22 protein-coding genes and 1 tRNA gene are annotated in these 20176 nt (G+C 71.5%); 6 read left to right on the top strand and 17 right to left on the bottom strand.

The window, feature by feature from the left end:
* Positions 1-304 precede the first annotated feature (304 nt).
* Positions 305-961 (top strand): SDR family oxidoreductase, encoded by a 657-nt coding sequence (locus ACZ7GZ_RS12425; RefSeq protein ID WP_471023414.1) that lies wholly within the window; start codon positions 305-307, stop codon positions 959-961.
* A gap of 123 nt (positions 962-1084) precedes the next feature.
* Here the strand turns inward: ACZ7GZ_RS12425 and ACZ7GZ_RS12420 are convergent, their stop codons facing one another.
* The 3 genes from ACZ7GZ_RS12420 to ACZ7GZ_RS12410 are packed head-to-tail and all read right to left on the bottom strand — an operon-like array spanning position 1085 to position 1961.
* Positions 1085-1297, bottom strand: coding sequence for a hypothetical protein (locus ACZ7GZ_RS12420; RefSeq protein WP_471023413.1), 213 nt, complete (start codon positions 1295-1297; stop codon positions 1085-1087).
* A 41-nt stretch (positions 1298-1338) separates the two neighbouring features.
* Positions 1339-1563 (bottom strand): hypothetical protein, encoded by a 225-nt coding sequence (locus ACZ7GZ_RS12415; RefSeq protein WP_031167006.1) that lies wholly within the window; start codon positions 1561-1563, stop codon positions 1339-1341.
* 44 nt (positions 1564-1607) lie between these two features.
* Positions 1608-1961, bottom strand: coding sequence for a DUF6233 domain-containing protein (locus ACZ7GZ_RS12410; protein WP_471023649.1), 354 nt, complete (start codon positions 1959-1961; stop codon positions 1608-1610).
* Between the two features lie 404 nt (positions 1962-2365).
* On the opposite strand from ACZ7GZ_RS12410, the gene ACZ7GZ_RS12405 reads away from it, so the two are divergent.
* The gene (locus ACZ7GZ_RS12405; RefSeq protein WP_471023411.1) at positions 2366-3040 is read left to right on the top strand and encodes a hypothetical protein; all 675 of its coding nucleotides are present in this window, start codon (positions 2366-2368) and stop codon (positions 3038-3040) included.
* Positions 3041-3485: 445 nt separating this feature from the next.
* Entirely contained in the window at positions 3486-3734 is a 249-nt protein-coding gene (locus ACZ7GZ_RS12400; protein ID WP_471023410.1) for a hypothetical protein, read from the top strand.
* 67 nt (positions 3735-3801) lie between these two features.
* Here ACZ7GZ_RS12400 and ACZ7GZ_RS12395 read toward each other — a convergent pair.
* Positions 3802-3883: transfer RNA gene (locus ACZ7GZ_RS12395), tRNA-Tyr, on the bottom strand.
* A gap of 226 nt (positions 3884-4109) precedes the next feature.
* On the opposite strand from ACZ7GZ_RS12395, the gene ACZ7GZ_RS12390 reads away from it, so the two are divergent.
* Entirely contained in the window at positions 4110-4598 is a 489-nt protein-coding gene (locus tag ACZ7GZ_RS12390; protein WP_471023409.1) for a YajQ family cyclic di-GMP-binding protein, read from the top strand.
* A gap of 64 nt (positions 4599-4662) precedes the next feature.
* Here the strand turns inward: ACZ7GZ_RS12390 and ACZ7GZ_RS12385 are convergent, their stop codons facing one another.
* The gene (locus tag ACZ7GZ_RS12385) at positions 4663-4929 is read right to left on the bottom strand and encodes a GlsB/YeaQ/YmgE family stress response membrane protein (protein ID WP_471023406.1); all 267 of its coding nucleotides are present in this window, start codon (positions 4927-4929) and stop codon (positions 4663-4665) included.
* A gap of 156 nt (positions 4930-5085) precedes the next feature.
* Here ACZ7GZ_RS12385 and ACZ7GZ_RS12380 point away from each other — a divergent pair, with 156 nt between their 5' ends.
* Positions 5086-6336, top strand: coding sequence for an APC family permease (locus tag ACZ7GZ_RS12380; RefSeq protein WP_471023404.1), 1251 nt, complete (start codon positions 5086-5088; stop codon positions 6334-6336).
* A 72-nt stretch (positions 6337-6408) separates the two neighbouring features.
* On the opposite strand, the gene ACZ7GZ_RS12375 is transcribed toward ACZ7GZ_RS12380, so the two are convergent.
* From ACZ7GZ_RS12375 to ACZ7GZ_RS12320, 12 genes are all read right to left on the bottom strand, one after another.
* Positions 6409-6801, bottom strand: a complete 393-nt coding sequence (locus ACZ7GZ_RS12375) for a YccF domain-containing protein (protein ID WP_471023402.1) — start codon at positions 6799-6801, stop codon at positions 6409-6411.
* Complete coding sequence (gene htpX, locus ACZ7GZ_RS12370; RefSeq protein WP_471023400.1) at positions 6798-7661, bottom strand: zinc metalloprotease HtpX; 864 nt, start codon at positions 7659-7661, stop codon at positions 6798-6800. The genes ACZ7GZ_RS12375 and htpX overlap by 4 nt, the downstream gene beginning before the upstream one ends.
* Before the next feature lie 434 nt (positions 7662-8095).
* Positions 8096-9613, bottom strand: a complete 1518-nt coding sequence (locus tag ACZ7GZ_RS12365) for an NADH-quinone oxidoreductase subunit N (RefSeq protein WP_471023397.1) — start codon at positions 9611-9613, stop codon at positions 8096-8098.
* Positions 9610-11184: a complex I subunit 4 family protein gene (locus ACZ7GZ_RS12360; protein ID WP_471023394.1), complete on the bottom strand. Its 1575-nt coding sequence runs from the start codon at positions 11182-11184 to the stop codon at positions 9610-9612. Before ACZ7GZ_RS12360 ends, ACZ7GZ_RS12365 begins: the two co-directional genes overlap by 4 nt.
* A gap of 6 nt (positions 11185-11190) precedes the next feature.
* On the bottom strand, positions 11191-13185 hold the full coding sequence (locus tag ACZ7GZ_RS12355; protein WP_471023392.1) for an NADH-quinone oxidoreductase subunit 5 family protein: 1995 nt from the start codon (positions 13183-13185) through the stop codon (positions 11191-11193).
* Positions 13182-13556, bottom strand: a complete 375-nt coding sequence (gene nuoK, locus ACZ7GZ_RS12350; protein WP_471023389.1) for an NADH-quinone oxidoreductase subunit NuoK — start codon at positions 13554-13556, stop codon at positions 13182-13184. Before nuoK ends, ACZ7GZ_RS12355 begins: the two co-directional genes overlap by 4 nt.
* A complete protein-coding gene (locus ACZ7GZ_RS12345) occupies positions 13556-14191 on the bottom strand; it encodes an NADH-quinone oxidoreductase subunit J family protein (protein ID WP_471023388.1) in 636 nt (211 codons plus the stop codon). Before ACZ7GZ_RS12345 ends, nuoK begins: the two co-directional genes overlap by 1 nt.
* Positions 14188-14739 carry a NuoI/complex I 23 kDa subunit family protein gene (locus ACZ7GZ_RS12340; RefSeq protein WP_471023385.1) on the bottom strand — a complete coding sequence of 184 codons (552 nt, stop codon included), beginning with the start codon at positions 14737-14739 and terminating at the stop codon, positions 14188-14190. The genes ACZ7GZ_RS12345 and ACZ7GZ_RS12340 overlap by 4 nt, the downstream gene beginning before the upstream one ends.
* A gap of 2 nt (positions 14740-14741) precedes the next feature.
* Positions 14742-15710: a complex I subunit 1/NuoH family protein gene (locus ACZ7GZ_RS12335; protein ID WP_471023383.1), complete on the bottom strand. Its 969-nt coding sequence runs from the start codon at positions 15708-15710 to the stop codon at positions 14742-14744.
* On the bottom strand, positions 15707-17587 hold the full coding sequence (locus ACZ7GZ_RS12330; RefSeq protein ID WP_471023380.1) for an NADH-quinone oxidoreductase subunit C: 1881 nt from the start codon (positions 17585-17587) through the stop codon (positions 15707-15709). Before ACZ7GZ_RS12330 ends, ACZ7GZ_RS12335 begins: the two co-directional genes overlap by 4 nt.
* The gene (locus tag ACZ7GZ_RS12325) at positions 17584-18198 is read right to left on the bottom strand and encodes an NADH-quinone oxidoreductase subunit B (RefSeq protein WP_471023378.1); all 615 of its coding nucleotides are present in this window, start codon (positions 18196-18198) and stop codon (positions 17584-17586) included. The genes ACZ7GZ_RS12330 and ACZ7GZ_RS12325 overlap by 4 nt, the downstream gene beginning before the upstream one ends.
* Complete coding sequence (locus ACZ7GZ_RS12320) at positions 18189-18608, bottom strand: NADH-quinone oxidoreductase subunit A (protein WP_471023376.1); 420 nt, start codon at positions 18606-18608, stop codon at positions 18189-18191. Before ACZ7GZ_RS12320 ends, ACZ7GZ_RS12325 begins: the two co-directional genes overlap by 10 nt.
* A 260-nt stretch (positions 18609-18868) precedes the next feature.
* Between ACZ7GZ_RS12320 and ACZ7GZ_RS12315 the strand changes: the two genes are divergently transcribed.
* Positions 18869-20053, top strand: a complete 1185-nt coding sequence (locus ACZ7GZ_RS12315) for a sensor histidine kinase (protein ID WP_471023372.1) — start codon at positions 18869-18871, stop codon at positions 20051-20053.
* Positions 20054-20176 lie beyond the last annotated feature (123 nt).

Here is a 20176-nt window from a genome sequence, read left to right as displayed (position 1 = left end):
GCTACCTGGCGCGGGCGCGTGGTTCGGTGTGCGCGCCGGGCGCATGGCGGATCACCGCACGCCGAGAGTGCGATCAGTCGGTGTGCGCCGGGCGGATGAATGCGGCTGTCGCGCCGGGCGTACGTGTGCGTCTGCACGCCGGGCGCACAGCCGCGGCCACACGCCGAGCGCGCGATCCTGAGCACGCGCCGAGCGTGTGCCTGTGCACGCTGGACGCGTGCCGGTGCGCGCGAGCCCGGCGCGCACCGGCCATGCCGGCTGACTCGTACGGCAGACGCGCCCCCTGCGGCGTACGGTCGGAATCATGCGCATTGTCATCGCTGGTGGTCATGGTCAGATTGCGCTGCGGTTGGAGCGCCTGCTCTCCGCGCGCGGGGACGACGTCGCGGGGATCATCCGCAAGGCGGAGCAGGGCGACGATCTGCGGGCGGCCGGTGCCGAACCGGTCCTGCTCGACCTGGAATCCGCCTCGGTCGAGGAGGTCGCGGCGCACCTGCAGGGTGCCGACGCGGCGGTCTTCGCGGCGGGCGCGGGCCCGGGCAGCGGCGCGGAACGCAAGCAGACGGTGGACAGGGGCGCGGCGGTGCTGTTCGCGGACGCGGCCGTCCGCGCGCGCGTGCGTCGCTTCCTGGTGGTGTCCTCGATGGGCGCGGATCCCGGACACCAGGGCGACGACGTCTTCGACGCGTACCTGCGTGCCAAGGGGGAGGCGGACGCGTACGTCACCCGCCAGGAGGCCCTGGACTGGACGGTCCTGCGCCCCGGCTCGCTGACGGGCGACGCGGGCACCGGTCTGGTCCGGCTGGAGGCGCACACCGGGCGCGGCGCGATCCCGCGGGACGACGTGGCGGCCGTCCTCGCGGAGTTGGTGGACACTCCGGCGACAACCGGCCTGACGCTGGAGCTGATCAGCGGATCGACGCCGGTGTCGGTCGCGGTGAAGTCGGTGGCCGGGAACTGAGGCCGGCCACAGCTCGTTGACCGATTACCGTCCGCCACCAAGGCCTGTAGCGCCGCATCCTGTCGCCCCGTCAGAATCCTGAGTCCCGCTCCCGTTCCCACGAGGTCCTGCTCCCGTCCGCACTCAGAAGAGAGGCAGCTGCCCGGGAAAGTCCGGTACGGCGTATCCGTCCAACGTCGGCTGCAGGGCGCCCGGTTGTGCCTGTCGCCGTGATCCGGCACAGGAGACCAGTTCCCCGCCCTGCCGTGACCCGGGTGGGTCGTGCCGCGCGAAACGGCCGGCGATGACGGCGATGTCGCGTCGGCACACGGGACAGGTTCTGCGTGGGGAGGACATACCGCCAGTGTGCCCACAGGGACGCGGAGGCGGCACCGGCGTCAGGTGCGGGTCTCGGCTTCCCAGCGGTCGGGTCCCACCCCGCGCCAGTCGATCAGCGGCGAGTCGGCCACCTGCTCCGGCTCGATCTCCAGCCCCGCCCGGCGCAGGAACTCCACCAGGTCCCGCACGCTGTGCGCCAAGCCGAGGATCTCGCCGTCCACCCGGACGCGGCGTCCGCCGGTCGGGGACGGCAGGTGCACGATGATGGGTCGCTTCCCGGCCATGGCTCCAGCATCGTCCGGACCGCCCGGACCCGCACCCGGACCCGTCATTCCAGAATCCCCAGCGCGGTGTCGGGGCGGCACAGCGGACACGCCGGGACACGTCCTTCGGTGAGCGCACGTACCGCCTGGTCCGGACCGACTCCCCTGGCACGCCCGCCGGCGCTCGGACAGCCGCCGACGTGGACGTACACCGCCTTGTGGCCGTTCAGACCGCGCTCGATCAGCCAATCCGGCGCGGCCTGCCGGGTCGTGAGGCGGTGCTGCCGTTCGGCCTCCCTGCGCTCTTCGTCCGCGATCCACCGGTCCATCAGGGCAAGCTGCTTCGCGGCCTGACGTTCGACGACGCGGCGGGCGAAACGCAGCATGTCGAGACGCGTCAGCGGACGGTCATCGTTCACGTGTTCGATTCTAGTGAAGAGTCCGGGAAACGGCACCAGCGGGTGTCCTGTGACACCGATCCTTGACCGCGCGCCATCGCACCTTGCGGACGCGACTTTGTGTCGTCGAAGGTTGACCGCGTTGGTCAGAGGCCCTGCGTGCAAACGCGTGATCGCCCTCGCGGCCGGGCGGACTCTCGCCGTCGGCGCCACGCGAGTGACAGAGCCGTACGGGAGCGCTGCCGGGCCTCGCCACCGGCAATAGGGGACCGGGTGGAGAAGTGGTGTCCCCGGCCGTACCGGGGCCCGCGCCTGCTCGCCGCTGCACCACGGTGCGGCGGCGCGGGGCTGCGTGATCTGATCGGTGAGCTGCTCCACCTGTGAGCCGCCCGACGGACCACCCATCAGATCCCAAGGAACCGCGTATGAGCGACCTGTCAGCCCGCACCGACCACAACAGTGCCTCGGATCCCCTGCGCAGCGTGTACCTGCGGCTGGTCGCCGAGGAATCGATACCCGAGGAAGCACGAGGGCAGTTCGGCTACCTGCAACCACTGGCCACGGACCTCCTGGTGGGCATCGCCCTCGACACCCCTGACAACGTCCGCGTCCTCAGTGACCGCGAGGTGGCCCTCGTCGAGTGGGACACCCTCGCGGCCGCGGCGCGTACCAACTTGCTCAGCGAGCCGGTCAACTACGACACCGCCGATCTCCCCGGTGGCGCGGTCCTCCACATCCTCGGCCACCCGGAGTCGGTGTTCGCGGCCAGCAAGGTGCTCGTCTTCGAAGAGGCGGTGCGGGCCGCCGACGGCCCAGAGATACCGGACGAGGGTGTGCTGCTAGTCGTCCCGAACCGGCACAACCTCGTGTTCTACCCGCTCACTGACGAGCACGTGGCCGAGGCCGCCAACGCCTTGGCACAGTTCGGGCAGGGCGCCTACGAGGATGGCCCCGGACGCCTCTCCCCCCGGGTGTTCTGGTGGCGCGCCGGCACGCTGACCTCGATCACACTCTTCGACCAGGAAAGTCGGACGATGAGGATCTCCCCGCCCGACGAACTCATGACGATCATGCGTCGCCTGGTCGGCACCGCCAGCTGAGGCACGCCTGCACACCTAGGCCCAGCGTGGCGACGTGGATGTGGTCCGCCGCGCTCTGGGCCGGGTGGAGTTGTACGTCATCCAGCCACTTCAGGGCGTCCACGATCTCCGCGTGTTCATCGGCGACGCGGACGAGGACGAGGACCGATCAGGGGCGACAAGGCAGGGCGGCCGGGTACGCGGGGACCGAACTCCGCGCACGGGTTCTGACCAGCAGAGCCCGGCCCGGCGGCAAGCGTGGGGTGCTGAAGATCGTGAGACCTTTGCCCAACACGTCGACCTGCTCCGAGACAAGATCCGTCAAGATCCCCAGCGCCCGTGGAGAAGACCTGCCATCGCCGATCAACCTTCGATGGCACGGGCACAACCTTCCCTGACACGGGACACGACCCATCCCGGTGGATGCTGCAGGTGACGGCCGTACGATTCGGTCGTTGCACAGGTCATGAAGACCACCCCCCGCATCCTCGCCGCGGCCGCCGCCAGCGGTGCCCTGCTGATGGCCACCGCGCCCGCACACGCGGCCGACGGCTCCGACGCACTCGACCTGGTCAGCGCCAAGCCCGTCCCGGTCTCCGTCCTCCCGGGCCCGGTACCCCTGCCCTTCGTCGCGTTCCTTCTCCACCCCAACACGGTCTACGGCAACCAGGACGGCGGCTTCGTGATCGAAAACCTGAAGAGGAACGTCAAGTAGCCGCGAAGAGTAAACGACGAGAGCCCCGTGATCCGCTCTCGCAGATCACGGGGCTCTCGTTCCCGTGTGGCGGCGCCAGGATTCGAACCTGGGAAGGCTGAGCCGGCAGATTTACAGTCTGCTCCCTTTGGCCGCTCGGGCACACCGCCGGGGTTGATCACCAGCTCGAACCGCTCTACGGCGGCGCTCCCTGGCGACGACGTAAACAATACCCGATACATGGGGGTGCTTCGCCACCCGGTTGATCTCCACCCGACGGCTCGCGGGGTGGCTAGGCTGGTGCGGATGCGGCCCGGCGCCACGCCGGACCCGGCGGCGTCGCCGCGCACGCCGGCACGCACCCGATATGCACCCCGATACAAGGAGCCACAGGACATGGCCGACTCCAGTTTCGACATCGTCTCGAAGGTCGAGCGGCAGGAGGTCGACAACGCCCTCAACCAGGCCGCCAAGGAGATCTCGCAGCGCTACGACTTCAAGGGCGTGGGCGCCTCGATCTCGTGGTCCGGTGAAAAGATCCTCATGGAGGCGAACTCCGAGGACCGGGTGAAGGCTGTCCTCGACGTCTTCCAGTCCAAGCTGATCAAGCGCGGCATCTCGCTGAAGGCGCTGGACACGGGCGAGCCCCAGCTGTCCGGCAAGGAGTACAAGATCTTCGCGTCGATCGAGGAGGGCATCTCCCAGGAGAACGCGAAGAAGGTGGCGAAGATCATCCGTGACGAGGGCCCCAAGGGTGTGAAGGCCCAGGTCCAGGGTGACGAGCTGCGCGTCTCCTCCAAGAGCCGTGACGATCTGCAGGCCGTGATCGCGCTGCTGAAGGGCAAGGACTTCGACTTCGCGCTGCAGTTCGTGAACTACCGGTAAGAGGCCGTAAATGAGGTGGGCACCCCCGAGCGGTGCCCACCCTTCCGCGCTGCCGATACGGCGCTCAGTCCCGGGAGTTGCCGAACAGGAGGCGGTAGACGATCAGCAGCACCAGGGAGCCGCCGATGGCCGCGGCCCAGGTGGCGCCGTCGAAGAAGCCCTTGCTGATCGGGTGGTGCAGCCAGCGGGCGGAGATCCAGCCGCCGATGAACGCGCCCGCGATGCCGATCAGGGTCGTACCTATGAAGCCGCCGGGGTCGCGGCCCGGCAGGAGGATCTTGGCGATGGCTCCGGCCAGCAGTCCCAGGATGATCCAAGCGATGATGCTCATGCCATGAACCTGCCCTTCCGCGCTGTGTCCGCGCTGTCCGGCTGCTGAGAGTCCGGGGCGGACGCGCTGTCGTCACGCGCGCGTGTTCGTGCCGTGTCCATGAAGAGGACGTCACAGGTCCACTGCATGGTTGCCGTGCTCAGTAGGGTGCGGCACATGGCACCTTCCGGCACCGCACTGCGACGCACCCTGGGAGTGCGGGACGCCGTGGTCATCGGTCTCGGCTCGATGATCGGAGCCGGCGTCTTCTCCGCCCTGGGGCCCGCCGCGCGCGCGGCCGGATCGGGACTGCTGCCCGGGCTGGCGCTCGCCGCCGTGGTGGCCTACTGCAACGCCATGTCCTCGGCCCGACTCGCCGCCCGCTATCCGGCCTCCGGCGGCACATACGTCTACGGGCGGGAACGGCTGGGCCCCTTCTGGGGTTACCTCGCGGGCTGGGCGTTCGTGGTCGGCAAGACGGCGTCCTGTGCGGCCATGGCGCTCACCGTGGGCGCGTACGTGTGGCCGGGGCAGGCGCATGCGGCGGCGGTCGCGGCCGTGGTGACCCTGACGGCCGTGAACTACGGCGGGATCCAGAAGTCGGCGTGGCTGACGCGCGTGATCGTGGCGGGGGTGCTGGCCGTTCTCACGGCCGTGGTGATCGTGTGCCTGGCCTCCGGGCGGGCCGATGCCGGGCGGCTGGAGGTCGGGCTGTCGTCGGGCGCCGGCGGAGTGCTCCAGGCAGCGGGACTGCTGTTCTTCGCCTTCGCCGGGTACGCGCGCATCGCGACCCTCGGGGAGGAGGTGCGGGACCCGGCGCGCACCATCCCGCGCGCGATCCCGCTCGCCCTGGGGATCGCACTGGTGGTGTACGCGTGCGTGGCCGTCGCGGTGCTCGGTGTCCTCGGCGCGGGCCGGCTCGGGCACGCGCCGGCACCGCTGGCCGACGCGGTACGGGCGGCCGGCGTGCCGGGGCTCGTGCCCGTGGTGCGGGCCGGGGCGGCGGTGGCGGCGCTCGGCTCACTGCTCGCGCTGATCCTGGGCGTGTCCCGTACGACGCTCGCCATGGCCCGGGACGGGCATCTGCCGGGAGCCCTGGCGGCCGTACACCCGCGCTTCCAGGTGCCGCACCGGGCGGAGCCGGCCGTGGGCGCGGTGGTCGCCTTACTGGCCGCGACGGTGGACGTGCGCGGCGCGATCGGCTTCTCCTCCTTCGGAGTGCTCGCCTACTACGCCGTCGCCAACGCGTCCGCATGGGCCCTGGCTTCCGCCCCGAAGGCTCGTGCGGTACCCGCGGTGGGCCTGCTGGGCTGCGCCACTCTGGCGCTCGCACTGCCCGCCGTTTCGGTGGCGGTGGGCGCGGGCGTACTCGCGGTGGGCGTGGCGGCCTACGGCGTACGGCGGTGGGTGCGCCGGCGCGGCGAGTGACACGGCGGGTGGCGCGTCGTCAGTGCGCCCGCGGCCGCCCGCCCTTCCGGCGTCCGGCTTCCGCCGACCGGCTCAGCGGGTCGCGAACGGCTGGTCCGTGGGGACGATTTCGCGGCCCAGCGGCAGCAGGGAGACCGGGATCAGCTTGAAGTTGGCGATGCCGAACGGGATGCCGATGATCGTGAGGCACAGGGCGATGCCGGTGACGATGTGCGCGAGCGCCAGCCACCAGCCGGCCAGCACCAGCCACAGGACGTTGCCGATGCAGGAGGGGGCGCCCGCGTCGCGGCGCTCGATCGTGGTGTACCCGAAGGGCCACAGGGCGTAGACGCCGATGCGGAACGCTGCTATGCCGAAGGGGATTCCGATGATCGTGATGCAGAGCAGGACGCCGGCGAGGAGGTAGCCGAGGAACAGCCAGAAGCCGCTCAGGATGAGCCAGATGATGTTCAGGATGGTCTTCACTGGTAGCGACCTGCCATCTTCTCGAGCCGGGCGATGCGGTCCGCCATCGGCGGGTGCGTGGAGAACATCTTCGTCAACCCCTGGCCTGCACGGAAGGGGTTCGCGATCATCATGTGACTGGCGATCTCGAGCCGGGGCTCGGGCGGCAGCGGAAGCTGCTGGGTGCCGGTCTCCAGCTTGCGCAGGGCACTGGCGAGGGCCAGCGGGTCTCCGGTGAGCTGAGCGCCGGAGGCGTCCGCCTCGTACTCGCGGGAGCGGCTGATGGCCAGCTGGATGACGGTGGCGGCGAGCGGACCCAGGATCATGATGAGGAGCATGCCGAGCAGCCCGGGGCCGTCGTCGTCGTCCGAGCGGCCGACCGGGATGAGCCAGGCGAAGTTCACCAGGAACATGATCACCGAGGCGAGGGCGCCGGCCACCGAGGAGATGAGGATGTCCCGGTTGTAGACGTGACTCAGCTCGTGGCCGATCACGCCCCGCAGTTCACGCTCGTCCAGCAGGCGCAGGATGCCCTCCGTGCAGCACACGGCCGCGTTGCGCGGATTGCGGCCGGTCGCGAAGGCGTTGGGGGCCTCCGTCGGGGAGATGTAGAGCCGGGGCATGGGCTGGCGGGCCTGCGTGGACAGCTCGCGGACCATCCGGTACAGCCCCGGGGCCTCGAACTCGCTGACCGGGCGGGCACGCATCGCGCGAAGGGCCAGCTTGTCGCTGTTCCAGTACGCGTACGCGTTCGTGCCGAGGGCGACCAGGACCGCGATGACCAGACCGGCACGGCCGAAGAAGCTGCCGATGACGATGATGAGTGCGGACAGCCCCCCGAGGAGTACTGCGGTCCTGAGCCCGTTGTGCCGGCGGTGCACCGTACGCCCTCCAAGTCGTGCAGCAGGGAACCCTCAGGTCCAGTGGATCCTCCCGTACTGCTCAACGCCACGCGGGCGGTGCGAGTTCCCTGGTGCGGGCGGTGCCGTGCCGCGGCCGTACGGGTGAGGTGGACCGACGGCACGCGCGCGTGGCGGCGCCGACACCGCTGCGAGGGCTCACGGGCCTTGTGCGTGCACCGGCTCCGCGCCGCTCCAGGTCGTCCCCGGCGAGGCGAAGTCGACGGCGGTGGTGTGCGCCGGCGGAAATGCGGCCGCTGCACAGACTGTGCAGGTCAGCACTCTCGATGGCTCCGGCGACTCCGAGGGTGCGGCCCGGGACGCCCTGGCCCGTGGTCGCCACGCGCGCGTGCGCACGGGGCCGCTGCTGCACGCGCGCGTGACGGCACAGGTGGCGACGCGCGCGTGACGGCTTCTCAGAACAGGCCGGTGGACGCGAAGCGGAGGACCAGCTGGGGTGCTCCGGACAGAGCGACGCCGAGTACACCGGTCAGGGCGAGGGCGGCCGTGAGGGGGGCCGGGACGCGGTGCCGGGCGGGCTCCCCCTCGGGAGCGCGGAACAGCAGGGCCGTCCACTGCAGGTAGTAGAAGAGCGCGATCACCACGTTGACGGCCATGACGACGGCGAGCCAGCCGAGGCCCGCGTCGACGGCCGCCGAGAACACGGTGACCTTCGCGAACAGCCCGATGACGCCGGGCGGGAGACCGGCCAGGCACAGCAGGAAGAACGCCAGCAGGAGCGCGGTGAGCGGGTTGGTGGCGTACAGCCCCCGGTAGTCGGAGATCCGGTTGAGGGCCCGGCTGCGGCCCACCAGGGCGGCCACCGCGAACGCGCCGAGGTTCACGGCGGCGTACATCAGCGCGTAGGCCACCGTGGAGCCGATCGCCTTCTGCGGATCCCTGGCGTAGCCGGCGGCGGCGATCGGCACCAGCAGGTAGCCGGCCTGGCCGACGGAGGACCAGGCGAGCAGCCGTACGGCGCTGTACGCGCGCGTGGCCTGCTGGCGCAGAGCGCCGACGTTGCCGACGGTCATGGTCAGGGCGGCCAGGACAGCGAGCGCGGGGCCCCAGACGTCGGCGTACGACGGGAACGCGACGACGGTGACGAGGATCAGGCCGGAGAAGCCGACCGCCTTGCCGACGACCGACAGGTACGCGGCGACGGGCAGCGGCGCGCCGACGTAGGTGTCGGGCACCCAGAAGTGGAAGGGGACGGCGGCCGTCTTGAAGGCGAAGCCGATCAGAGTGAGGACGACGCCCGTCTGGGCGAGCGTGTGCAGCTGCCCGCCGACGTGCGGCAGGCGCTGGGCGACCTCGGTGAGGTAGAGGGTGCCGGTGGAGGCGTAGACGAAGCTGATGCCCATCAGGCTGACCGCGGTGGCCGTCACCGAGGACAGGAAGAACTTCAGGGCGGCCTCGGAGGACCGTTTGTCTCCGTGCCGGATGCCGACGAGGGCGAAGGCGGGCAGGGACGCGACCTCCAGGGCGACGATCAGGGTGGCCAGGTCCCGGGAGGCGGGCAGCAGGGCCGCGCCGGCCGCCGAGGACAGCAGCAGGAACCAGAACTCGCCCGGCGGGACGCGCCGCTGGTCGTCCCTGAGGTTCGTAACCGACAGCAGCGCCGCGAGCAGGGCGCCGCCGAGGACCAGGAACTGGATGACGAGCGTGAAGTGGTCGGCGGTGTAGCTGCACGCGCGCGTGGCGCCGTTCCGGCAGAAGGTGCTGCGGTCGCCGTCAAGGAGAGGCAGCAGCATCAGCGCGGACACGGCCAGTCCGGCGACCGAGATCCAGCCGAGGACGGCCTTGCGGGCCTCGGGCAGGAACAGGTCGGCGACCAGGACGACGAGTCCCACCGCGGCGGTGATGGTCGGCGGGGCGACGGCGAGCCAGTCGACGGACTGGACCAGGGACTCGGCGAGGGGCTGGGCGCTCATCGGGTGCCTCCTGCGAGGAGCTGGTGCACGGCCGGGTCGGTGAGGCCGAGCAGCGCCCTGGGCCACAGTCCGGCGACGACGGTGAGGGCGACAAGGGGGGTCCAGGCGGCGAACTCGTACCCGCGTACGTCGGCGAGGGTGTGGACCTCCTGCTCGACACCGCCCATGCAGACGCGGCGGACCACGATCAGCATGTACGCGGCGGTCAGCAGGGTGCCGAACGCGCCGATCGCCATGAAGGTGAGGAAGGCCGGCCGGCTGAGGTCGGCGGCGGGCTTGAAGGAACCGAACAGGGCCAGCATCTCGCCCCAGAACCCGGCGAGCCCCGGCAGACCGAGCGAGGCGACGGCACCGAAGGCGAGCAGGCCGCCCAGACGCGGGGCCCTGCCGTACAGCGCGGCTCCCGTCTCCTTGGCGAGGGTGTCGAGGTCGGTGGTGCCGGTGCGGTCCTTCAGCGCGCCGACCAGGAAGAAGAGCAGGCCGGTGATGAGGCCGTGGGCGATGTTGGCGAACAGGGCGCCGTTGACGCCGGTCGCGGTCATGGTGGCGATGCCCAGCAGGACGAAGCCCATGTGGCCGACGGAGGAGTAGGCGATCAGCCGCTTGAGATCGCCCTTCGCGCCGCGCTTGGCCAGGGCCAGGCAGGCCAGGGATCCGTAGATGATCCCGACGACGGCGAACGCGGCGAGGTACGGCGCGAAGGTGTGGAAGCCGTGCGGCGCGACCGGCAGCAGGATCCGGACGAACCCGTACGTACCCATCTTCAGCAGGACACCGGCCAGCAGCACCGAGCCGACGGTCGGCGCGGCGGTGTGGGCGTCGGGCAGCCAGCTGTGCAGCGGCCACATCGGCGACTTCACGGCGAGCCCGATCCCGATCGCCAGGACGGCGATGACCTGCACGGATGCGGTCAGCGACCGGCCGTTGTCAGTGGCGAGTGCCACCATGTCGAACGTGCCCGCCTTGATCCCGATCAGGAGCAGGCCGAGCAGCATGACGACGGAGCCGAGCAGCGTGAACAGGATGAACTTCCACGCGGCCCGGGTCCGGCCCTCGCCGCCCCAGCGGGCGATGAGGAAGTACATCGGGATGAGCACCGTCTCGAACGCGAGGAAGAACAGCAGCAGATCGAGGACGGCGAAGGTCGCGAGGGTGCCGGACTCGAGCAGGAACAGCAGCGCGACGAACGCCTTCGGGGACGGGCCCTTGGGCGGGTTGAAGTAGGAGTACAGCGCGCAGAGGAAGGTCAGCAGCGCGGTCAGGACGACGAGGGGGAGGGAGATGCCGTCGATGCCGAGGTGGATCCGCACGTCGAGTGCGGGGATCCAGCTGATGTCGGTCGTGGCCTGCATCTTCGACGCATGGTCGTGGTCGAAGCCGAGCGCGAGGACGATCGCGGCGATGAGGATCGCGCCGGTCACGGTCACACCGTGCCGCAGCACGGCCTGCTCGGGCGACTTCCCCTTCAGCCCGGGCGGGGCCGGCAGGAGAGCGGCGACGGCGCCGAGGAGCGGGCCGACGACGACGAACGCCAGAAGGAACTGCATCACGGACTCGTTGATATCGATCACGCCTGCTCACGCTCCCGTGGCGACGAGGACGACGGCGACCGCCAGGACGACGGTGCCGGCGAGCAGCGCGCTCACATAGGTCTGCACATTGCCGGTCTGCGCCCGCCGTACGGCGGCCCCGAGCATCCGGGGCAGGGCGGCCGCGCCGCTTACGTAGGTCTCGACGACCTCACGGTCGAGGAACCGGACGAGGCTCGCCCCGGCCTGGACCGGGCGGACGAACATCACCGCGTACACGGCGTCCAGGTGGAAGCCGGCGGCCGCGGACCGGTGCAGCGGGCCGAGCAGCAGCCGGCCGGGGTCCGCCGGGTCGGGGGCGTGGGCGATGTCGCCGTAGGCCGGCTCGTGGGTCGCGATGGCCTCGGCCTCGACCAGTGCGGCGTCACCCTCGGGGTGGGCGGCGACCGCGCCCAGCGGGAACCGGGCGGCGAGCTGCGTGGTGCGCTGCCAGGCACCGTAGGTGAGCAGCCCGCCGACCAGGGCGAGGCCCGTGCCGAGGATGGAGGTGAGCGGGGTCGGGGTCAGGTCGCGGCCGTCGAACCAGTCGGGCAGCGAGCGGTAGGCGAGCCCGCCGAAGGCCAGGGACGGCACCGCGAGCACCCAGAGCACCACGGTCATCGTCAGCGGCTGGCGGCCGTGGTCGGGGGCCTCGGCGCCCCGCCCGCGGAAGGCCAGCAGCCACAGCCGGGTCGCGTAGGCGGCGGTCAGCAGGGCGGTGAGCAGACCGGCGACGAGGACGATCCAGCCGGCGGCGCCGGGCACGTACTCGGTGCCCCCCTGGGCGACGTGCTCGGCGGCCCCGAGGACCGACTCCTTGGAGAAGAACCCGCTGAACGGCGGGATCGCGGCGAGCGCGAGCAGGGCCACGGTCATCGTCCAGTAGGCGTCCGGGACGCGGTCGCGCAGGCCGTGCATGCGGGACATGGCGGCCAGCGAGTTGGTGCCGGCGGCATGGATGATCACGCCGGCGGCGAGGAACAGCAGCGCCTTGAAGGCGCCGTGGGACAGGAGGTGGAAGACGGCGGCGCCGCGGTCGCCGACGGCGAGGGCGCCGGTCATGTAGCCGAGCTGGCCGATCGTCGAGTAGGCGAGGACGCGCTTGATGTCGTCCTGGGCGAGTGCGGCGAGACCCGAGCCGGTCATGGTCACGGCGGCCATGACGGCCAGCACGATCATCGCGGCCCGGGAGGCCTCGAACACCGGAAGGAGACGGGCGATGAAGTAGACACCGGCGGCGACCATCGTCGCGGCGTGGATGAGTGCCGAGACGGGCGTCGGGCCCGCCATCGCGTCCGGCAACCAGGTGTGCAGCGGGAACTGCGCCGACTTGCCCGCGGCACCCGCGAGGAGCAGCAGGGCGACGAGGGTCGGGTGGTGCAGGTTGCCGCTCGCGACGGCGCCGAGGACGCGGGTGATACGGAAGGAGCCGGCGTCGGTGGCCAGCGCGAACAGGCCGATCAGGAACGGCACGTCGCCGAGCTTGGTGACCAGGAAGGCCTTCAGCGAGGCGGCGCGGGCCTCCGGGGTCTCCCAGTAGTGGCCGACCAGGAAGTAGGAGCAGATGCCCATGACTTCCCAGCCGACCAGCAGCACGATCAGGTCGCCGGAGTAGACGACCAGGAGCATCGCGGAGGTGAACAGGGAGACGAGGGCGGCGTACGAGGGGTAGCGCGGGTCGTCGCGCAGATAGCCCGTCGAGTAGATCTGCACGCAGGCGGCGACGAACGCGACCAGGATCGCGACGAGCGCGGCGAAGCCGTCGATGTGCAGCGCCAGCTCGATGGGGACCGAGCCGGTGGGTGTCAGCTCGGTGTACGCGTCGATGGTCCGGCCGCCGCCCTGGCGCACGGCGACCAGCACGGCCAGCACGAGCGAGACCAGCGGCGGCAGTACGGCGAGCGGGCGGACGAACCCGGGCGCGGTGCGTCCGAGCAGCAGTCCGGCCGCGGCGCCGAGGAACGGCAGGATGGGGACGAGGACGGCGAGGGTGGTCGTGGTCACGCGGTGGCCTCAGCCTTCTCGGCCGCCGGGGAGCCCGGTCCCTCGGTGCCGGGTCCCTCGGCGGTGTCGCGGAGCTTGTCGATGTCGGAGGTGCCGCGGTTGCGGTGGACGGCGAGCACGATCGCCAGGCCGATGCCGATCTCGGCGGCGGCGATGGCGATGGTGAACAGGGTCAGCGCCTGGCCGGAGTGCAGGGTCTCCTTCGCGGCCCGGCTGAGCCAGACGTCGAAGGCGACCAGGTTGAGGTTGACGGCATTGAGCATCAGCTCGACCGACATCAGGACCAGGATCGCGTTGCGGCGGGCGAGGACGCCGTACAGGCCGGTGCAGAAGAGGAGGGCAGACAGTACGGCCGGGTAGGCGAGGTGCATCAGCGGGCGCCTTCCTTCTCGCCGGGTGCGGTCGCGGGCGCGTGGGCGGTGGCCGGTGCGCCGGAGGCCGTGCCCGCCTTCGCCTTGCGGGACAGGACGATCGCGCCGACCAGGGCCGCGAGGAGCAGTACGGACAGGGCCTCGAAGGGCAGGACCCAGGTCCGGAACAGGCTCTCGCCGGTGATCCGTGTGGTGCCGGCGGCCGGGCCGCCCAGGTCGATCCAGGTGGTGCGGAAGGCGTCGACGACCACCCACACCAGGGCTACGGCTGCGGCGACCGCGACGGCCAGGGCGGCCCAGCGGTTGCCGGAGTCGGCGTCCGGGGAGCGGCCGATGGGCGCCCTGGTGAGCATCAGACCGAACAGCAGGAGGACGACGACGGAACCGACGTAGATCAGGACCTGCACCCAGGCGATGAACTCGGCCGTGAGCAGCAGGTACTCCACGGCGAGGCCGCCGAGGGCGACGACCAGCCACAGGGCGGCGTGCACCAGCTGGCGGGTGGTGACGGTGATCAGCGCGGCGCCGAAGGTGACCAGGCCGACGAGGAGGAAGGCGATCTCGACACCGGTCGGGGACAGGAAGCCGTGTGTGCCGGAAGCGGCCACCGTGGCCGTGGCTGCGGCGAGGCTCACGAGTCGCCCTCCCCCGGTTCGGCCTGCGCGGCCGCCAGCTTCTCGGCGGCCTTGCGGGCGGCGGCGATCTCCTTCGGCTCCTCGGCCGCGGGGTCGAGGGCGGGCGGGGCCGGGACGGTCCACATCCACTCGCGGAGCTTGTCCCGCTCGTGGGTGAGGTCGCGGATGTCCGTCTCGGCGTACTCGAACTCCGGGGACCAGAACAACGCGTCGAAAGGACAGACCTCGATGCAGATACCGCAGTACATGCACAGGGAGAAGTCGATGGCGAACCGGTCGAGGACATTGCGGCTGCGCTCGCGGCCACCGGGGGCGGCCGGCGGGACCGTCTCCTTGTGGGAGTCGATGTAGATGCACCAGTCCGGGCACTCGCGGGCGCAGAGCATGCAGACCGTGCAGTTCTCCTCGAACAAGCCGATCACACCGCGGGTGCGGGGCGGGAGTTCGGGCAGGGCGTCCGGGTACTGCTCGGTGACGGTCTTCTTCGTCATCGTGCGCAGGGTGACGGCCAGGCCCTTGGCGAGGCCGGAGCCGGGGATGGGGGCCATGGTTAGCTGATCACCACCTTGACGACGCCGGTGAGGGCGATCTGGGCGAGGGAGAGGGGGACGAGGAGGGTCCAGGAGAGTTTCTGGAGCTGGTCCTCGCGCAGCCGCGGGTAGGTCACGCGGAGCCAGATGACGAGGAAGGCGAGGATCGCGGTCTTCAGCAGGGTCCACAGCCAGCCCAGGCCGTCGTGGCCCCAGGGGCCGTGCCAGCCGCCCAGGAACAGGACGGTGGTCAGACCGCACAGGACGACGATCCCGGCGTACTCGGCGAGGAGGAAGAGGGCGAACCGCAGTCCGGTGTACTCCGTGTACGCGCCGAAGATGATCTCGGAGTCGGCGACGGGCATGTCGAACGGCGGGCGCTGCAGTTCGGCGAGTCCGGCGACGAAGAAGACGACCGCGCCGACGATCTGCCAGGGCACCCACCACCAGTGGAAGGTGTGCAGGATGCCGGGCAGGGAGACGGTGCCCGCCGCCATGGCGACCGAGGCCGCGGCGAGCAGCATCGGGAGTTCGTAGGCGAGCAGCTGGGCGGCCGTGCGCAGGCCGCCGAGCAGGGAGAACTTGTTCGCGCTGGCCCAGCCCGCCATGAGCGAGCCGAGCACGCCGACGCCCATCACCGCGAGCACGAAGAACACGCCCGCGTCCAGGACCTGGCCGACGGCGCCCTCGCTCGGGCCGATCGGGATGGCGAGCAGGACGAGGAGGTACGGCAGCAGGGCGACGGCGGGGGCCAGCTGGAAGACACGGCGGTCGGCGCCGGCCGGGACCACGTCCTCCTTCTGCGCGAACTTCACGCCGTCGGCGATGAGCTGGGCCCAGCCGTGGAAGCCGCCCGCGTACATCGGGCCGAGCCGGCCCTGCATGTGGGCCATCACCTTGTGCTCGGTCTGGCCGACGATCAGCGGGAAGGTGAGGAAGACGACGAACACGACGAGGAGTCGCAGGGCGACGTCCAGCACGCCGTTCACTGCGGGCCTCCTGTGGGGTGGGGGTCGTCGGGGGTGTCTGGGGTACGGGAAGTGTGCGGAGCGCCTGCGGTGCCGGGGGTCACGGGGTTGCCGTTGTCAGAGGTGCCGGAGGTGGTGCGCGTGGCGCGGCCGTCGGGGGTGTCGGGGTCGTCACCCTTGGTGGGCCGTTCACGTCGTTGCTCGGTCCGACCGGGTTCCGCACGGGTCGGCTCCCGTTCGGCGGGGGACGCCTCCCGCTCGGCGGAGGAGGTCTCCGGTTCGGCGGAGGACGGCTCCGGTTCGGCGGGGACCGGCTCACCTTCCGCAGGCGCCCGCTTGGGCTCCGCAAGGGTCCGCTCCGGTTCCGCAGGAGTCCGCTCCGGTTCCGCAGGAGTCCGCTCCGGTTCTGCGAGGGCGCGCTCGGGCTTCGCAGGGCTGGGCTCGGGCTCGGCAGAGACGCGCTGAGGCTCCGCAGAAGTCCGCTCGGACTCGCCAGGTGTTGGCTCGGCTTCCACAGGAGCCCTCTCGGCCTCCCCGGGCGTCCGCTCGGACCCCGTCGGCTCGTCGAAGGCCGGGCGGGCGTGGTGCCAGGGGGCGTCCGAGCTGCGTGGGGCCGTGCTCTGGCGGGCGGGGCGAGCCGCGCTGTCCGGGGCGGTCGGCCTACCCGAAGGGGGAGCCGCCGGCTCACCGGAAGCCGCTGCCCCAGCCTCATCCGAAGCCGGGCCCGTCGGCTCACCGGAAGCCGGTGCGGTCGGCTCACCGGAAGCCGGGCCCGTCGGCTCACCCGAAGCCGGTGCCGCCGCCTCGCCCGAAACCCGTGCCGCCGCCTCGCCCGAAACCCGTACCGCCTCCTCGCCCGAAACCGGTGCCGCCGGCTCCGGGGTCCCGGTTCGCTGTGATGCCGAGCCCTCCGAGGCGGTGCGGGCGCGGCGCGGGCGGGCCGGCGGCGGGCCGGGCTCGTGGGCCACGGACGCCTCGGCCGCCGGGCCTTCCGAAGTCGCTGCCCGGGGCGCGTCGCCCTGCGCCGCGGCCTGCTTCTGCTCGGCCGCGTCCTGTGGGGCCGGCGTCGGGGTTTGACTCACCGAGCCTTCGCTCGCACTCCGCATCCGCCGCGGACGGGCACCAGCAGCACCGGCGGCACCATGGCCCCCCGACGCACCAGCACCAGCACCAGCACCAGCACCAGCACCAGCACCAGCACCAGCACCAGCAGGAGTCTCTGGCTGCTGGCTCGCGGAGCCCTCCGCCGCCGTACGGGTGCGTCGTACCGGACGGTCTCCCGCCGCGCGCCCCGCCGCCGCACGGGCCGGACGGGCCGGAGCCGGCGGGAGCTGGCCCTTCAGCGGGCCCCATTCGTTGGGGTCCGGCACGCCGGGAGGCAGCATCTGCCGGCGCTTCGGGCCACCGTGTTCGGACTCGCCCGGCTCCTTCGCGCCGGGCCAGGCCTTGGCGACGCGGGCGGCGAGGACGAAGTCCTTGCGGAGCGGGTGGCCTTCGAAGTTCTCGGGGAGCAGGAGGTGTTCCAGTGACGGATGGCCCTCGAAGCGGACACCGAACATCTCGTGGGTCTCGCGCTCGTGCCAGGCGGCGCCCTTGTAGACGCCGACGGCGGAGGGCAGCGTCGGCGCCTCGTGCGGGACGGTCGTGCGGACGAGGAGACGGCGGACCGGGTGGAGGGCGACGACGTGGGCCGAGACGCGGAAACCCGTGCCCGGTTCGTCGACCGCGCTCAGCCAGTCGAAGTAGGTGCAGCCCAGGGTCGTACGGGCCGTCTCCAGGGCGGTCAGCCAGGAGGACGGCGACACGTCCACGGCCAGGAGGTCGTACGACTCCTCGGCCGTGGCGTCCGTGCCGAAGAGGTCCTCGACCGGGGCGGGCAGCCAGCCGACGGTGCTCATCGGGCGTCCCCCTCGGTGCCCGGAGCCGGGGCCGGGATCGGCGGCTTCACCAGGTCGCTGGTGAGGGCGGCGGCCGACGGGCGGGCGGAACCGGTGCCGTACCGCTCCTCCAGCGACTCGCGGGCGATCTTCTCCTGGAGCTTGAGGATTCCCTGAAGCAGTGCCTCGGGCCGGGGCGGGCAGCCGGGGACATACACGTCCACCGGGATGATCTGGTCGACGCCCTTCGTCACCGAGTACGAGTCCCAGTAGGGGCCGCCGCAGTTGGAGCAGGCGCCGAAGGAGATGACGTACTTCGGCTCCGGCATCTGCTCGTACAGGCGCTTCACGGCCGGGGCCATCTTGTCCGTGACCGTGCCCGACACCACCATCAGGTCCGCCTGGCGCGGTCCCGGCGCGAACGGGATCACGCCGAGGCGGATGAAGTCGTGGCGGGCCATCGACGCGGCGATGAACTCGATCGCGCAGCAGGCGAGGCCGAAGTTGAAAACCCAGAGCGAGTAGCGGCGGCCCCAGTTGAGGACCACCTTCATCGGCTCGGGGGCCAGGCGGGCCAGGGCGCCGAGCCGCTTGGGCTCCGGCAGGTAAACGGGATCCGGGGTCACGTCCATGCCAGGACGCCCTTCTTGTATGCGTACAGCAGGCCCACGGCGAGGAAGCCGAGGAAGACGAACATCTCCACGAGCGTCGTCGCGCCGTAACCGGGCGCGGCGAAGACCGTGGCCCAGGGGAACAGGAAGATCGAGTCGACCGCGAAGATCACGTACAGGAAGGCGTAGACGTAGTAGCGGACCTGGGTGTGGGCCCAGCCCTCGCCGACGGGGTCGACGCCGCACTCGTAGGTCAGGAGTTTCTCCGGGGTCGGCACGACCGGGCGCAGCAGGCGGCCCGCGCCGAAGGCGACCGCGACGAACAGCACGCCGACGAGCGCGAGCAGTCCGACCACCGAGTAGGACCGGAAGTAACCGGCCGCGATGACGTGCGCCGCGCCGACCGTCGAGTCCCCCAACGTCTCCCGCACCGTCCGACCTCGCTCCCTGACCTCATGACCTTGGTGAATGAGTGAACTCGCGAGTCGGTGAACTCGTGAGTCGGTGACCTCTGTGATGCAATGCGATTCGAGGATCTGTACGCACGGGAGTCTAGGCCCTGATAAAGAGCGGGTAAGCAGCCCGTCACGGGGTGAGACAGATGACGTGCGCGGGGTGGGGATTTCCCCCGGCGGCGGAGGGCGGCGTACCGCATGGCGCGGAGGGCGCCGCGCACGGCAGGCTGACCGGTATGACCGCTACCAGTTCCGCCGACGGCCGGGCGGCCGACGGCACCGACCGGCTGCCGCCGATCCGGCCGGCGTACGACACGCACACGTGGAAGGAGATCCTGTATCTCCTGCTGAACCTGCCGGTGACGGTGTTCGGCTTCGTCTACGCGATCACCGTGCTGTCCGTCGGCGGGTCCCTGACGCTCACCGTGATCGGCCTTCCGCTGCTGGCGCTGAGCCTGCTGGGCGCCCGGCAGCTGGGGAAGCTGGAGCGGGCCCGCGCCCGGCGGCTGCTCGGGGTGCGGGTGGAGGAGCCGACACCGATGCCGTTCGCCCGCGGCGGCGGGCTGACACAGCGGCTGTGGATGGCGCTGAAGGACCCGGTGGGCTGGCGGACGCTGCTCTACGACGCGATCCGGCTGCCGTGGGGTGTCCTCACCTTCTGCACCGTGCTGACCTCGCTGTTCGTGCTGTGGCCGGTGCTGCCGTACCTGGCGCGGGGGCTGGCGAACGTGGACCGCTTCATGGTGCGCGGACTGCTGTCGCCGTCGGACGAGCTGGAACGCCGTATCGCCGAACTGGAGTCGGACCGCGGGGTCGTGGTCGACACGGCCGCCGCCGACCTGCGGCGCATCGAGCGGGACCTGCACGACGGGGCACAGGCCCGGCTGGTCAACCTGGCCATGGGGCTCGGTCTGGCCAAGGAGAAGCTGCTGGAGGACCCCGACTCGGCGGCGGTGATGGTGGAGGAGGCGCACGGCGAGGTGAAGCTGGCCCTGCAGGAGCTGCGCGACCTCGCCCGCGGCATCCATCCGGCCGTGCTCACGGACCGGGGCCTGGACGCGGCCCTGTCCGCGGTCGCCACGCGCTGCACGGTGCCGGTGAAGGTGACCGTGGACCTGCCGGCCCGTCCGGCGCCGGCCATCGAGGGCATCGCCTACTTCACCGTCTCCGAACTGCTGCAGAACATCAGCAAGCACAGCGGGGCCCGGTCCGCGTCGGTGGACGTGTGGCGGACGGAGGACCGACTGCTCATCCAGGTCCGGGACGACGGCCGTGGCGGCGCCCGGCTCGAGGGCGGCACCGGGATGCGGGGCCTCGCGGAGCGGCTGGGCGCGGTGGACGGCCTGTTCGTCCTCGACTCCCCGGCCGGCGGCCCGACGGTGATCACGGCCGAGCTGCCGTGGCGGGACCGGACGGAGTAACCGGCGGCTCCGCATGCGGCTGCGGCTTCCCAGGCGGGTGCGGCGGCTGGGGCTCCGCAGGGGGCCGCGCGAGCAACCGCGACGAAACCCGCGCCGCGCCACGGCACAACCGCCTACGGCGAC

The organism is Streptomyces sp. NPDC037288 (assembly GCF_055603265.1).
The sequence above is the reverse complement of the archived record's forward strand: the minus strand, read 5'-3'. Positions and strand labels throughout refer to the sequence as shown.